The 14,727-nt window shown below is 61.5% G+C and carries 13 protein-coding genes and 1 pseudogene; 10 read left to right on the plus strand and 4 right to left on the minus strand.

The annotated features are described in order from the left end of the window. The 3 genes and pseudogenes from ACLP2E_RS08100 to ACLP2E_RS08110 all read left to right on the plus strand — a co-directional run. A pseudogene (locus ACLP2E_RS08100) lies at positions 1-748 on the plus strand (1-deoxy-D-xylulose-5-phosphate synthase N-terminal domain-containing protein); the annotation flags it as partial. 390 nt (positions 749-1,138) lie between these two features. Further along, positions 1,139-1,837, plus strand: coding sequence for an HAD-IA family hydrolase (locus tag ACLP2E_RS08105; protein ID WP_442463476.1), 699 nt, complete (start codon positions 1,139-1,141; stop codon positions 1,835-1,837). Between the two features lie 240 nt (positions 1,838-2,077). Further along, entirely contained in the window at positions 2,078-4,243 is a 2,166-nt protein-coding gene (locus ACLP2E_RS08110; RefSeq protein ID WP_442465621.1) for a malate synthase G, read from the plus strand. Between the two features lie 4 nt (positions 4,244-4,247). Here ACLP2E_RS08110 and ACLP2E_RS08115 read toward each other — a convergent pair whose 3' ends face one another. Further along, the gene (locus ACLP2E_RS08115) at positions 4,248-4,673 is read right to left on the minus strand and encodes a GlcG/HbpS family heme-binding protein (RefSeq protein ID WP_442463478.1); all 426 of its coding nucleotides are present in this window, start codon (positions 4,671-4,673) and stop codon (positions 4,248-4,250) included. A gap of 348 nt (positions 4,674-5,021) precedes the next feature. Here ACLP2E_RS08115 and ACLP2E_RS08120 point away from each other — a divergent pair, with 348 nt between their 5' ends. Next, positions 5,022-5,690 carry a methylated-DNA--[protein]-cysteine S-methyltransferase gene (locus ACLP2E_RS08120; protein WP_442463479.1) on the plus strand — a complete coding sequence of 223 codons (669 nt, stop codon included), beginning with the start codon at positions 5,022-5,024 and terminating at the stop codon, positions 5,688-5,690. A 188-nt stretch (positions 5,691-5,878) separates the two neighbouring features. Here the strand turns inward: ACLP2E_RS08120 and ACLP2E_RS08125 are convergent, their stop codons facing one another. Next, on the minus strand, positions 5,879-6,373 hold the full coding sequence (locus ACLP2E_RS08125; protein WP_442465622.1) for a DUF2244 domain-containing protein: 495 nt from the start codon (positions 6,371-6,373) through the stop codon (positions 5,879-5,881). 98 nt (positions 6,374-6,471) lie between these two features. Between ACLP2E_RS08125 and nth the strand changes: the two genes are divergently transcribed. The 5 genes from nth to fixJ all read left to right on the plus strand — a co-directional run bounded on the left by nth (position 6,472) and on the right by fixJ (position 11,311). Beyond that, positions 6,472-7,221, plus strand: a complete 750-nt coding sequence (gene nth, locus ACLP2E_RS08130; protein ID WP_442463481.1) for an endonuclease III — start codon at positions 6,472-6,474, stop codon at positions 7,219-7,221. A gap of 461 nt (positions 7,222-7,682) precedes the next feature. Then, a complete protein-coding gene (locus ACLP2E_RS08135; protein WP_442463482.1) occupies positions 7,683-8,375 on the plus strand; it encodes a glutathione S-transferase family protein in 693 nt (230 codons plus the stop codon). Positions 8,376-8,419: 44 nt separating this feature from the next. Continuing rightward, positions 8,420-9,535 (plus strand): tRNA epoxyqueuosine(34) reductase QueG, encoded by a 1,116-nt coding sequence (gene queG / locus ACLP2E_RS08140; protein WP_442463483.1) that lies wholly within the window; start codon positions 8,420-8,422, stop codon positions 9,533-9,535. Then, the gene (locus ACLP2E_RS08145) at positions 9,532-10,407 is read left to right on the plus strand and encodes an SDR family oxidoreductase (protein WP_442465623.1); all 876 of its coding nucleotides are present in this window, start codon (positions 9,532-9,534) and stop codon (positions 10,405-10,407) included. The genes queG and ACLP2E_RS08145 overlap by 4 nt, the downstream gene beginning before the upstream one ends. Before the next feature lie 286 nt (positions 10,408-10,693). Then, on the plus strand, positions 10,694-11,311 hold the full coding sequence (fixJ, locus tag ACLP2E_RS08150) for a response regulator FixJ (protein ID WP_442463485.1): 618 nt from the start codon (positions 10,694-10,696) through the stop codon (positions 11,309-11,311). A gap of 422 nt (positions 11,312-11,733) precedes the next feature. Here the strand turns inward: fixJ and ACLP2E_RS08155 are convergent, their stop codons facing one another. After that, positions 11,734-12,234 carry a phasin family protein gene (locus tag ACLP2E_RS08155; RefSeq protein WP_442465624.1) on the minus strand — a complete coding sequence of 167 codons (501 nt, stop codon included), beginning with the start codon at positions 12,232-12,234 and terminating at the stop codon, positions 11,734-11,736. Positions 12,235-12,415: 181 nt separating this feature from the next. Between ACLP2E_RS08155 and ACLP2E_RS08160 the strand changes: the two genes are divergently transcribed. Further along, positions 12,416-14,350 carry a YgiQ family radical SAM protein gene (locus ACLP2E_RS08160; protein ID WP_442465626.1) on the plus strand — a complete coding sequence of 645 codons (1,935 nt, stop codon included), beginning with the start codon at positions 12,416-12,418 and terminating at the stop codon, positions 14,348-14,350. Between the two features lie 77 nt (positions 14,351-14,427). Here the strand turns inward: ACLP2E_RS08160 and rpl5 are convergent. Next, the coding region (rpl5, locus tag ACLP2E_RS08165; RefSeq protein ID WP_442465625.1) for a large ribosomal subunit protein uL5 at positions 14,428-14,727 on the minus strand (300 nt) is incomplete at its 5' end.

Genomic DNA, 14,727 nt, shown 5'->3' on the forward strand with positions numbered 1-14,727 from the left:
GCGCGCCTTGGCGATGGATTCGGTCGAAAAGGCTAAATCCGGGCATCCCGGAATGCCCATGGGCATGGCCGATGTCGCCGCGGTGCTCTTCAGCAAATTCATGAAGATCGACCCGGCCGATCCGGCCTGGCCGGACCGCGACCGCTTCGTGCTTTCCGCCGGGCATGGCTCCAGGCAGGGCTTCGCCACGGCGGTGGGCATGGCTCTCGCCGAGCGGATGCTGCACGCCCGCTACGGCGCGGATCTCGTCGATCATTTTACATACGTTATCGCCGGCGACGGCTGCCTCGCCGAAGGCATCAGCCATGAGGCTCTTGATCTCGCAGGACATTTGCAACTCTGCCGGCTGATTGTTCTTTGGGACGACAACCAGATCACCATTGACGGGGCCACGGATCTCTCGACTTCCATCGACCAGTTGGCCCGGTTCAAGGCGGCTGGCTGGCATGTCGAGCAGATCAACGGCCATGACGAGGACGAAATTACTGCGGCTATAATCCGGGCGCGAATGCAAGCCGGCCGCCCCACCTTGATCGCCTGCCGCACGACGATCGGCTTTGGAGCGCCCAATCGCGGCGGCACGTCCAAGGCCCATGGCGAGACCCTGGGCGCGGAAGAAATCGCCCTTACCCGCCAGGCTTTGAACTGGCCTCACCCCCCGTTTGTCGTGCCGGATCCCATTCTCCACAGTTGGCGCGCCATTGCGCGGCGCGGCGCGGAAGTTAACGCCCAGTGGAAAAAGCGGCTTGCGGTCGAGCCGAATGATGAAGAGTTCAAGGAGCGCATGGCGCGGTCGGGAGCCTTCAAAGCCATTGAGGCCCTGGACGGCTTTAAAGCGGAAATGATCGCCACTTCGTCCCGCCGATCTGGCGGAAACCATCGAATGCTGGCAGGCGGCGGCAAAGTCGACGCGCCGTCGATCCTTGCGCTGTCGCGACAAGCCTTGCCCACGTTGCGCCTGGAGAAGGGAGCCGAAAACCTTTCCGCGCGGGGCGCTTATCTCATGCGCGACGTCGAGGAAGGCGACCGGGACGTGACCTTGCTGGCCAGCGGATCGGAAGTCGAACTCGCAGCTATCCGCTCCGCTGCCGAAGCCGCCAGCCCGTCGCAGGCGGCTTGATGCCCACAGGAGGTGGATTTGATCAAGACGTTGATTTTCGATGTCGATGGCACTTTGGCTGAAACAGAGGAATATCACCGCCGAGCCTTCAACGTGGCCTTTGAGGAGTTCGGCCTCGATTGGGTCTGGGACGACGCCCTCTACCGCGATCTGCTTAAAGTCACCGGCGGCAAGGAGCGCATTGCGCATTACATCTTCCGCACCGGAGCGATGAAAGACAGCATGGACCCCGATGGGCGATCGCTCGCCTTCCTTCTGCATCAAAAAAAGACTGCGATCTATACCGAGATGGTGCGCACGGGCGCCGTTCCGCTACGGGCTGGCATCGGCGATTTTCTATGCGCCGCGGCCGAAAATGGCATCGGTCTCGCGATAGCGACGACAACCAGCTTGCCCAATATCGAAGCTTTGCTCGGCGCGACCCTGGGATCGCAATGGAGGCGTATGTTTCCTGTGGTCGCTGCCGGAGACATGGTCGTCAACAAAAAGCCCGCCCCCGATATTTATCAGCTCGCGGTCAATTTGTTGGACCAAAATGCCGAGGATTGCATTGCCATTGAGGATTCACGTAACGGCGTGCAGTCGGCCTTGGCGGCGGGGCTAAGGGTTGTCGCCGTGCGCAGCGACTTCGCCAGAGACGATGATTTGCAAGGCTCGATCCGCCAGCTCCCCGATTGCACATGGCTTTCGTTGGAATTGCTGCGAGAAATCGCGTGAACCGGTCGCGGTAAGGGCGCTGGTTTCCCCACGCCCACCGGGTCGCCGGTAGAAAATCGGCGAATTGATCACGCGGCGCGGCCTTTTTGCCCTTTTTCCACCATATGAAAATCTTTTTCACGAGCCGGAAGTTTCTGCCGTAGATTTATCGAGAATCGGCATCGAGGCAAGCGGTCGTCGGCGCGCTCGACCCTCGGTTCAGCTACTCGTCGAAACAGCGCCAATTTTCCGGGGCCAATCATGTCAGACCGCTTTCGTCAGGGACGCATCGAAGTCGCCACCGTCTTGCAGCAATTCATTGATGGCGAAGTTCTTCCCGGCCTCGGCATGGAGCCGGAGGCGTTCTGGGTGGGTTTCGAGAAATTTCTGGTCGATCTCGCCCCGCGCAATCGGCAATTGCTCGCCCGGCGCGACGCCTTGCAGGCGCAGATCGACGATTGGCATCGGCAGCGGCGCGGAAAAAACTTCGACGCTGCCGCCTACAGGGCTTTCCTGTCCGAGATCGGCTATCTCGCGCCGAAAGGCGAAGATTTTGCCGTCGGTACGGAAAATGTCGATGTGGAAATCTCGGCCCAGGCGGGGCCGCAGCTCGTGGTGCCGATCACCAATGCGCGTTATGCGCTGAACGCCGCCAACGCCCGGTGGGGTTCGCTTTATGACGCGCTCTACGGCGCCGACGCCTTGGCGCCGCCGACCCCGGCCGCCCGAGGCTATGACCCGGAGCGCGGCGGGAAAGTCATTGCATGGGGACGCGATTTCCTCGACCGCATCGCGCCGCTCGAAGGCGGCGCCTCGCACAAGAATGTGACGCTTTATGCCATCGAAGACGGCGCCTTGCGCGCGAAACTGGCGGAGGGCGGAGCGACCGGCCTGGCCGAGCCCAAAAACCTGGCGGGTTTCGTTGGCGACGCCTCGTCGCCAAAAGTGGTCCTGCTCGTCCATCACGGGCTGCACGTCGAAATCCATATCGATCGCGCTCACCTCATCGGCAAGACCGATCCGGCGGGCGTTGCCGACATCGTGCTGGAGTCGGCGCTGAGCGCCATTCAGGATTGCGAGGATTCGGTCGCCGCCGTGGACGCCGAAGACAAGGTTTTGGTCTATCGCAACTGGCTCGGGCTGATGCGCGGTGAGTTGGAGGCGAGTTTTGCTAAAGGTGGAAAATCCGTCGTTCGGCGCATGGCGCCGGACCGCAGCTACGCCACGCCCGGCGGCGGGTCCTTGACCCTGCATGGTCGCGCGCTGCTGCTGCTGCGCAATGTCGGGCATTTGATGACCAGCGATGCGGTGCTGATCGACGGCGAGGAAGCGCCGGAAGGCCTGCTCGACGCCATGATCAGCGCGCTGATCGCTCTCTACGATCTGAAAGGCTTGGGCGCCCTGCGCAACAGCCGCACGGGATCGGTCTATATCGTCAATCCGAAGATGCACGGGCCCGAGGAAGTCGCCTTCGCCGATGAAATCTTTTCCCGCGTCGAGGACTTTCTCAGGCTCAGGCGCAACACCATCAAGATGGGCATCATGGACGAGGAGCGGCGCACCACGGTCAATCTGGCCGAATGCATCCGCGCCGCCAGGGATCGCGTGTTCTTCATCAATACCGGCTTTCTCGACCGCACCGGCGACGAAATCCATACTTCGATGGAGGCCGGGCCGATGGTGCGCAAGAACGACATGAAAAACGCGAGGTGGATCGCCGCCTATGAGGACAATAATGTCGATGTCGGCCTTCGCGCGAAATTGCCGGGACGGGCGCAGATCGGCAAGGGCATGTGGGCCATGCCCGACCTGATGGCGGAAATGCTGAGGCTGAAGATCGGCCATCCACGCGCCGGAGCGAGCACCGCCTGGGTGCCCTCGCCCACCGCCGCCACGCTTCACGCCACCCATTATCACGATGTAGATGTGGTGAAGCGTCAGGCCGAACTAGCGTCGCGCGTCCCCGCGAAACTGGACGATATATTGACCCTTCCGCTCGCCGACCGTCCCAATTGGTCGCCGGAGGAAATAGCCGAGGAGCTCGACAATAATTGTCAGGGAATTCTCGGCTATGTCGTGCGCTGGATCGATCAGGGCGTCGGCTGTTCCAAAGTGCCCGACATTCACGGAGTAGGCCTTATGGAGGACCGCGCCACCTTGCGCATCTCCAGCCAGCATATCGCCAATTGGCTGCGCCACGGCGTGTGCCAGGGCGAGCAGGTTCTGGAGACGCTCAAGCGCATGGCTGCGGTGGTCGACGCGCAAAACGCCGACGATCCCGTTTATCGCCCTATGGCGCCCAATTTCGATTCCAGCGTGGCTTTCCAGGCCGCTTGCGACCTGGTGTTCAAGGGGGCCGAGCAGCCCAACGGCTATACCGAACCGGTGCTGCATGCGCGCCGACGCGAGGCCAAGGCGAGGGCTTGAGCTTCTATTGCACCTGCAGCCCGGCGGCTGCTGCGCCGGCCAGCGCGCAAGTCTCGTCATTATCCGAAGTGTCGCCGGTGATTCCGACGGCGCCGATCGGCCGGCCGGCTCCATCGACCAGAATGATTCCACCCGCGGCTGGAATGAGACCCTGCTCGGCGATCGGACCCAGAGAGGCGACGAAAGTCGGCCGCTCGACCGCCATCTCGCCGATCTTGCGCGACGACACGCCGAGCGCCAGCGCGCCATTGGCCTTGCCGATGGCGATCTGCGGCCGCAGATTCGAGGCGCCCTCCTGCCTTTGCAAGGCGATCAGGCAGCCGCCGGGGTCGAGCACGGCGACTGTCAGGGGTTTCAGACCAAGCGCCTGGCCCTTGGCGAAAGCCGCCGCGATAAGGGCGTTGGCCTGTTCGAGACTGATTCGACTCATGCGACTCTCCATCGAAATTGAAAACTGCGCCCCGGCGCCGAGAAGCTAAAGCGGCCTTTCTAAAAGGCAAAGGCGATTTTTAAGAGCAAAGCGCGCAACTCTTTCGGCACGGCCGCATTATTGCTTAGATTGAGGAAAGATGCGCTGAACCGCCGGGAAACCCTCTCGCTTCGGCGACTGCGCGGCTGCTGCTGCTCGCTAGCTTTCGTCCTAAATACGTTCGGCGAAAACCTCATGGAGTATGTCAAGGAAATCCGCGCGCCAGTGACGCGTTGCGGACTGCCCCATTTCAGAGCTTGACCCCGAAGTGTGGTCGGAGGATCCTCAGGGCGTCGGAATGGTTTCCCATTGCGGCTCCAGAACGGCGACTGGCGCTTTGATCTGCATCATGGCGGCGGACGACGTCAGATGGGCTTTTATTTTTGCAATCTCGATCACCATATTTTTTGGCAGGCCGACCGCATGGCAGGCATGAAGACTAAACCCGTTCGCGTTGACCAGCCCCGAGCAGAGATCGCCTTCGCGCTCGGACGCACGTCTTTGGGGTCGGTCTTGGTCGCGCGTCAGAAAAGCCTCGAGTCCAGAGGAGTCTGCGCCATTCTGCTCGGCGACGATCCTCAAAGGGTGATCCGCGAATTGCAGGCGCAGTTCGCCGGAGCCAAACTGATCGAGGATGATTCCGGCTTGGACCAGCTGGTCGCCGCGGCGTCCAAGGCGGTCGAGAATCCATGTCGTCCGCTCGATCTTCCGCTTGACATCAGGGGCACGAATTTTCAGCAAAAAGTTTGGGCGGCTTTGCGGGAGATTCCGCCAGGGACGACGACGAGCTATGCCGAGGTGGCGCAGCGCATCGGCGCGCCCAAATCGCTGCGCGCGGTGGCCGGCGCCTGTGCCGCCAATGTTCTGGCTGTCGCCATTCCCTGTCATCGTGTATTGCGCGCCAACGGCTCCCTGTCGGGGTATCGCTGGGGCATGGAGCGCAAGCGGGCTCTGCTCGAGCGCGAGAAACAGCTTTGAGCCAGCCAAGGTCAAGGTTGCGACATCCGAAATCCTCATTTGAATTGCGCTGGATCAAAGGCTTCAGGCGCCAGAAATCTTAACAAGATAACGTGACATCGCGTCGCGGAGGGCCCTTGCACCCGGGCGTTTCCTCCCTGAGACTTGGACCGCTCCATTCGGGCGGTCTTTTTTTGGCGCGGGCCTGTTCAGGAGAAGCGGGCGCCCCGCCGCGCCCGCGCGAGAGCGGCGCTCAAATGCTCCGCCAGCAGCGTTTTTTCTCCCCGGCCCAGGCAGGCGGCGACTTCAACTTGGCTCCCCCTCGTGGAGAGGTCCAGCCGCTCGACGCCGAAGTCGGCATGGCGTTCGATCGTCAGACGCACCCAGAGCGGATTGAACCGCCATTCCCGTCGCCGCCCGGCCGCGTTTACGCGCGCGTAGAGCAACTCGACCGTGCTTAGCGAAAGCTCCTCAAAGGCCTTGGCGTCGCGGGCGCTGCGGGCGAAGGCGAACGCTAGCCCGATCCAGGCGAGGATGAGGAAAATCGCCACTGGCCACGCGCCAGCAAGGCCGAACACCCCCCCGATCGCGCTCTGCAGCAAAGCCAGCAACGCCAGCGCCGTACGGCGTCCCCGCCGCGACAGCGAGCGATGCGGCCGCAGTCGCGCGGTAAAGAAGGTCGCCTCCGTTGTGGTGTCCGGCATGAAAAGGAGCTCGGATCCCGGCACACGCATTTCGGGAAAGCCTCGTTGCGCCTGCATATCTGCTTGTATCGCCGGACCGGACCCGTTTTACTATTGCGATGACTGAATCCAGCCGCCAACCTGTCGCGAAACGCGTCCCGAAACCTTTGGCGAAGCCCGCCAAGGGCGCGACGAAAAAGGATAAACCGCCGACGCGAAAAAAAGTCGCCGCCGAGCAGGAGCGCGTGCGCGCTATTTTTGCGCGTTTCGCCGCCTTGAACCCCCATCCCGAGGGGGAGTTGGAATATGTCAATCCTTTCACGCTGCTGGTCGCGGTCGTGCTCTCGGCGCAGGCGACCGATATCGGCGTCAATCGGGCCACCAGAGGATTGTTCGCCTGCGCTTCGACGCCCCAGGCGATGGTGGCGCTCGGCGAAGAGGGCGTGCGCGAAAAAATCAAGACCATCGGTCTGTTCCGCGCCAAGGCGAAAAATGTCGTGGCCCTGTCGCGCAAATTGATTGACGAATTCGGTGGAGAGGTCCCCCACGCGCGCGAAGCGCTGGAGAGCCTTCCAGGTGTTGGGCGCAAGACCGCCAATGTCGTCCTCAATACCGCATTTGGCGAGAAGACCATCGCGGTCGACACCCATTTGTTTCGCGTCTCCAACCGCATTCCGCTGGCGCGTGGGACAACGCCGGAAGCTGTCGAGCGCGGCCTGCTGGCGATCGTGCCCGACGAATATCTGCTGCATGCGCATCATTGGCTGATCCTGCATGGGCGCTACATCTGCAAGGCGCGCAAGCCGCTGTGTTTCGCCTGTCCTATCGCAGACCTCTGCCAGTTCCCTGACAAGATCGCTTGTGCCTGAAGCCGCCTGAGCGTGGCGATCTGTCACTTGATTTTTTCGTCTCCCGGTCATATTGACCCCTCGAAACGCCGCAGCTTGCCGCAGCTTAAGGCGCGCCGGCGGTGCGAAGGGACAAGCCCATGTTGGGCCCAGTCGACCTGGACGGTTGGCTTCGACGAGGACGAATTATCGGCAATTCTCCCTGAAAGGCCCGAGATCGAAATTTTACGCGCTGACCCCGGCATCCATTCGCTGTGCGGCTGGAGCGCCGCCGATTTCGCGCTGGCGCGCCGTTTTTCTGCGGAGAGGCGCTTGAAGCCGTGGAAATCCAGCGTCTGGCGCAATGGCTGGGCGGCTAAGGCCGTGCGCCGCGCAAGGCTTTTTTAACCTCGCTACTAAAAATGCTCTCTTGTTCGCCGTCTTGCGCGCTTCTATAGGTTCGCTTCCCGGCGCGCTTCAACAGCCGGTCGAACAGAACAGGCATGCCGCAGCTTTATCACCATCCGCTCTGTCCGCATTCGCGCTTCGTCCGGCTTGCCTTGGGCGAATACGGCGTCGAGGCGGAACTGATCGAAGAGCGCGTGCACGAGCGGCGGCGCGAGTTCCTGCTGCTCGATCCCTCCGGCCAGACGCCAGTTTTGGTCGAGGATGACGGCCTCGTCATTCCGGGCGCCGGCGCCATCGCCGAATGGCTGGACGAGACGCTGGGCGACCGCCTCGGCGACCACAGGCTGCTGCCGCCCTCGCCGATGGCGCGGGTCGAGGTCCGCCGGCTGACGAACTGGTTCAACGAGAAATTCTTTGCCGAAGTCTCGAACTGGCTGGTGACGGAAAAGGTCTACAAGCGCTTCACCGCCACGGAAATCGGCGGCGGCGCCCCAGACATGGACGCCGTGCGCGCGGCGCGCGCCAATCTGCGCTATCATCTGCGTTATGTCTCCTATCTGGCGACGACGCGCAACTGGCTGGCTGGCGATCGCATGACCTACGCCGATCTCGCCGCGGCCGCGCATCTCTCCAGCGTCGATTTTCTGGGCGATGCGCCCTGGGACGAAGAAGAGCCGGCCAAGCAATGGTATCAGCGCCTGAAAAGCCGTCCGAGTTTCCGGCCGCTGTTGGCGGACCGGGCGCCCGGCGTCATGATGAATCCGCTCTACGCGGAAGTGGATTTCTAAAGCCCCGATCCGGTTCAATCGGATCGGAAAAGACACTGGCCCTTTTGCGGGCCGAGGCGCGGCGACTGGGCTTCGACGCCTGCCGCATCGCCCGGCCCGACGCCATTGGGCAGGCGGGGGAGCATCTCGCGGCCTTTCTCGCGGAAAAACGTCACGGCGATATGGGCTGGCTGCTCGACCGCGCCGACTGGCGCAGCGATCCGCGAAAATTATGGCCGCAGGCGCGTTCGATCATCCTGCTCGGCATGAATTATGGCCCGCAGGGTGATTCGCTGGCTACGCTGGCGAACAAAAGCGCTGGAAACATCTCGGTTTACGCCCGCCATCGCGATTATCACGATGTCATCAAGGGCAAGCTCAAGCAACTGGCTGGCTTCCTGTTGAAACAAGCGAAACAGGCCGGCGAGGTGAAAGTTTTTGTCGATACGGCGCCAGTGATGGAAAAACCGCTCGCCGCCGCCGCCGGGCTGGGCTGGCAGGGCAAGCACACCAATCTGGTTTCGCGGGACTTCGGCTCCTGGTTGTTCCTGGGAAGCATTTTCACCACGCTGGAGTTGAGGCCCGACGCGCCGGAAAACGATCATTGCGGCGCCTGCCGCGCCTGTCTCGACGCCTGCCCGACGGGAGCGCTGGACGCTCCCTACCGGATCGACGCGCGCGCCTGCATTTCCTATCTGACGATCGAGGCAGCAGGGCAGATTCCGCAAAAATTCCGGGAAAAAATTGGTAATCGCATTTTCGGCTGCGACGATTGCCTCGCGGTCTGCCCGTGGAACAAATTCGCCCAAAATGCGCGGGAGGCGAAATTTTTTGCGAGGGCGGATCTGGTCGCGCCGCCGCTGGCGGAGCTGGCGGCGATGGAGGAGCCCGAGTTTCGCGCAAAATTCGCCGGCGGCCCGGTCAAGCGCATCGGTCACTCTCGTTTCCTGCGTAATGTGCTGGTCGCCATCGGGAATTCTGGCGATATTTCTCTGGCGCCTTTGGCGGAAAGGCGGCTCGATCACGCTTCCGCCCTTGTGCGCGGCATGGCGGTCTGGGCGCTTTCGCGCCTGCTGTCGCGGCAGGAGCTTATGGGCTTTGCCGGCCGGCGCGATGAGGAATTCGACCCACAAGTCCGCGTGGAATGGGACCTGGCTACCGATGGGGAGAGGGCGAGGTGAATCTGGTCATTATCGGTTTGGGCTTTACCGCTACTTACTACGCCGCCCATCACGCGCGTGCTTTCACCCGGGTGACCGGCACCCGGCGCGCGCCGAAGACTGAGCGCCTTGGCCGGGTCGAACTGCTGCCTTTCGACGGCGCGGCGGAAACGTGCGATCCGCGCCTGCTCGCCGCGCTCGCGGCAGCCGATGCTTTGCTGGTCAGCGCCGGGCCCGACGCGCAGGGCGATCCGGTCTTGCGGTTGTTGGCGGAAAAAATCGCCGCCTCGCCCCGGCTCCGGAAAATCGTCTATCTCTCGACCATAGGAGTCTATGGAGATCATGGAGGCGATTGGATCGATGAGACCGCCGCCGCCGAACCAGCCAATCGACGCAGCCAGCAGCGCCTCGCCGCCGAAGCGGGCTGGACCGAACTGGCGAAATTGAGCCCCAAGGATGTCTATATCCTGCGTCTCTCGGGCATTTACGGGCCGGGCCGCAATGTGCTGGAGAAATTGCGCGAGGGGACGGCGAAAAGACTGGTGAAGCAGGGCCAAGTGTTCAACCGTATCCATGTCGAGGACATCTCGCGCGCCATCGACGCCTGCCTGACCACCCAGGCGCCGGGCGGAGTCTATAATATCACCGCCGCCGAGCCGGCGCCGCCGCAGGATGTCGTGCTTTACGCCGCGCAAAAACTGGGGGTCGAGCCGCCGCCGGAGCAGGATTTCGACGCCGCGCCGCTGACGCCGATGGCGCGCAGCTTTTACAGCGAGAACAAGCGCGTCTCGAACCGGCGCATGAAGGATCTGCTCGCTCTCGATCTGGCTTTCCCGACTTTTCGCGAGGGCATAGCGGGGTTGCTCGCGGAGGGCGAGGGCGCAACGCATTAGCTTTTTACCGAACCGGCGCGGATCGCGGCGCCGCCTTCAGGCGCCGGGGTTGATCGGCGAAGGCCTAAATCACTTGATTGGAACGTTTGTGGGATCATCCGCGATAAATATGTTAAGCCAAGTTGAAAATCGTCTACAGTCACGGATCCCGTCTCGGGCGTCCATACTAGCCATGCGTGCGAGCCGCCATGTCGCCGTCAATCCAGCGGTAAATCTCGTCAATTGATCAGTATTGGGGTTTTTCCGTTATGGGGTGCATAATAACATGCGAGTATGAAACAGTATAATGAGCACACAGGGTACGGTTTACATTATCGATGACGACCCCATTGTCTGCAATGCAATCCGACTGTTGCTGGAGGCAGAGGGGTTCGGCGCCAAGGCCTATGTCTCCGCGCGGGATTTTCTCAACGCTATAGGACCGCATGAAACGGGATGCGTCGTCACCGATGTGCGGATGCCGGGGATGAGCGGCGTCGAACTCCTGACCCACATCGCGGCGCGAGGCCTGAATTTGCCGGTTATCGTCATGACCGGCCAAGCCGATGTCGCGCTTGCCGTACATGCAATGAAACAAGGCGCCGTCGATTTCATGGAGAAGCCTTTCAGCGACGCTGCTCTGCTGGATGCTGTCCGCAAGGCGCTGGATCACAATTCTCGCCGGCAGGAACAGGATTCGACAGCGCCCGAGATTCGGTCGCGACTGGCGGCCTTGAGCACCCGCGAACGAGAGGTTCTGGACAGGCTGATCGCCGGCAAGTCGAATAAATGCATCGCCTATGAGTTGGGCATCAGCTATCGGACGGTCGAGGTCCATCGCGCCAATCTCATGAAGAAAACCAGAGCCGGCAGCCTGCCTGAGCTGGTGCGCATGTCGATCGTCGCAGCGAATTCTCCGTCGTGAATGGCTTTCTCGTCTCCCGTCGGTTTCGGTGGGCGGCATCGTCGGTCATGCGGGGTGGCAATCGGGTCCGGTCGGCGCTTTGCGGCGTGGATCCATAACTCCGGCGTCCCGACAGCCTGCGGTGGCCAGGGAGAGGCGTCATTCGCCACGTTGGATTCAGCTCTTTTCGAGGTCATCGGGTAGGAACGCGCAGTCGCCGCGCCGACAAGGATGAGCACCTCGCCCGAGCCATTGCTGACGATGATGCGCCCGCCGGCCATGTCTTTTTGACACGCCACTCGGCGATCGCCGACCACACAGCCCGCAAATCCAGAAGATCAGCCGAACGCACGTCCAAGATCGTCTCGTCGCCCTTCAGCAGCGTGAAGAAATAGTTCTCCATATAATTTCCGATGCTCGCATCATAATGTTAAAAGCTTCCGTTACTCGGCGGCGTGAAGCATTTTGCCGACTGACGGTATTTTCAGTGGGGCTTTGCTTCGCTCCGCGCCGACCATGATCGACTTGACGGTGTCCCGGGAAAGCTCATTGAAAAGTTCGGCGAATTTTTTCGACTGGGTCAGCGTCGCCTCGCAAGCCGCCTGAGCATGACGCGTTTGTAGCAGGATCATCGCGCTGACCGTCCGGGCGCTTGCGAGATTGTTCAGCAAATTGGCATTGGCTTGCATGGAGCTTGCAGAAAAATCCTGGGCTTCGGCGAGGATCGCGCCGAAGTTTTTGGCGACCAGGCTCGTAAAATCCGCCCAAATATCAAAATGGCTTTTATGCATTGGCTTGAGATCGATAACCTGGCCCATGATTTCCCCCGAGGGTCCAAACCGCGCCAAAGAGGACACCTTGAACGTAATGCGCGCAGTTTTAATACCAGCGGCGCCCTCCTGCGATAAGATCGCAATTTCCCTTACGGGGTTCCCCTTACTCAATCTTGAGCATACGTTCCCCGGCCTCCTACCTTAAAAACGGCGGGTTTTGCGTTCACGTCCATGTTGCGCCAGTGCCGAACATGCGCGAAGAAAGTCCATGAGCCCAGCGCAATCCCAGAAACCGCTTTTTTCCTATCGCAAATATTGGGCGCATCGCTTCGGCGTCGCGCCTTTTCTGCCCATGTCGCGAGCGGAAATGGAGGCGCTCGGCTGGGATTCCTGCGACGTCATCCTCGTCACCGGCGACGCCTATATCGACCATCCGAGCTTCGGCATGGCCATCGTAGGGCGGCTTTTGGAGGCGCAGGGTTTTCGCGTCGGCATGATCGTGCAGCCCGACTGGCAGAACGCCGAGGACTTCAAAAAACTCGGCAAACCTAACCTGTTCTTCGGCGTGACCTCCGGCAATATGGATAGCATGGTCAACCGCTACACGGCGGACCGCCGACTGCGCCATAACGATTCTTACACGCCGGACGGCGAGGGCGGCAGGCGCCCCGATCGCGCCGTCATCGTCTATGCGCAGCGTTGCCGCGAGGCATTTTCCGACGTGCCGATCGTTCTCGGCGGCATCGAAGCCTCGCTCCGCCGCATCGCCCATTACGATTACTGGTCCGACAAGATCCGTCGCTCAGTGCTGCTCGACGCCAAGGCCGACCTGCTGCTCTACGGCAATGCCGAACGCGCGCTGGTCGAAGTCGCCCACAGGATCGCCAAAAAAGGCCTGGCCCAGGACTTTTCCGACATTCGTGGCCTCGCCTTCGCGATGGACGAGACGCCGGAAGATTTCGTCGAGGCGCCCGCCGACGATCTCGACGGCGACGAAGGCGCGCGGCTCAAGGCCGAAAAGGTCGTCGTGCGCTTGCCTGCTTACGAACAGGTCGTGGGCGAGGCGGAATCCTACGCCCGCGCCTCGCGGGTGCTGCACAAGGAGAGCAATCCCGGCAACGCCCGGCCGCTGGTGCAGAAACATGGAGACCGCAATGTCTGGCTCACCGCGCCGCCGATACCGTTGACCACGCCGGAAATGGACGCGGTCTACGGCCTGCCTTACGCCCGCGCGCCGCACCCCACCTATGACGGCGCCAAAATCCCGGCCTGGGAAATGATCCGCCATTCGGTGACAATCATGCGCGGCTGTTTCGGCGGCTGCTCTTTCTGCTCGATCACCGAGCATGAGGGGCGCATCATCCAGAGCCGCTCGCAGGAATCGATCCTCAAGGAAATCGAGATCATCCGCGACAAGACCGAAGGTTTTACCGGAATCATTTCCGACATCGGCGGCCCGACCGCCAATATGTACCGCATGGCCTGCAAGGACCGCGAAACCGAGGCCGTATGCCGGCGCCTGTCCTGCGTCTATCCCGACATCTGCAAAAATCTCGACACCAGCCACGACGCGCTGATCGAGCTTTATCGCAAGGCGCGCGAGATCAAGGGCGTCAAGAAGGTCATGGTGGCCTCGGGCGTGCGCTATGACCTGGCGGTGAAAAGCCCGGCCTATATTCGCGAACTGGTCGCCCATCATGTCGGCGGCTATCTGAAAATCGCGCCGGAACACACCGAGGAAGGCCCGCTATCAAAAATGATGAAGCCGGGCATTGGCGCCTATGACCGGTTCAAGCAGTTGTTCGATCAGGCGGCGCGCGCGGCGAAGAAGGATTATTTCCTGATTCCCTATTTCATCGCCGCCCATCCCGGCGCCACCGACGAAGACATGATGCATCTCGCGCTCTGGCTGAAGCGCAACAAATATCGCGCCGATCAGGTGCAGACCTTTTTGCCTTCGCCGATGGCGCTCGCCACCGCGATGTATCATTCCGGCTTCAATCCACTGAAACCGGTGCGGCATGGCGCTTCGGAAAAGGTCGAGGCGATCAAGGGACTGCGCCAGCGGCGGCTGCACAAGGCTTTTCTGCGCTATCACGACGCGGAAAACTGGCCGATCTTGCGCGAGGCGCTGAAGAACATGGGCCGCGCCGACCTCATCGGACCGGGCAAACACCAGCTCGTGCCGGCCTGGCAGCCGGCGGGAACCGGCGTCAAAAGCGAGGGCCTGCGCCACCGGAACGACAAGGCTCGAAAATTCCTGACCAAGGGCGTGCCGCTTCCTTGATTCTTTCTGCCTCCGCGCGGCCACATGTTGACATTTCAACTCAGTGTTCTGTGTTCAGGTTCATAACTGAACGCTAGTTATGCATCCCGGAAAGGCATCCCAAAACCGCGGAGCAGTTCGCGGGCCTCATCGTCATTGCGGGTGCTGGTCACGAAGGTGATGTCCATGCCCTGCGTAAAATTCATCTTGTCCGGATCGATTTCCGGAAAAACCAGCTGCTCCGACACGCCCATCGTGTAATTGCCGTTGCCGTCGAAGCTCTTCGGGTTGATGCCGCGGAAGTCACGGATGCGCGGCAGGGCGACATTGATCAGCCAGTCGAGGAACTCGTACATGCGTCGGCCGCGCAACGTCACCCGGCAGCCGATCTCGTTGTT

The organism is Rhodoblastus sp. (genome assembly GCF_052145335.1).
In the GTDB taxonomy this organism is placed as follows: Bacteria; Pseudomonadota; Alphaproteobacteria; order Rhizobiales; family Beijerinckiaceae; genus Rhodoblastus.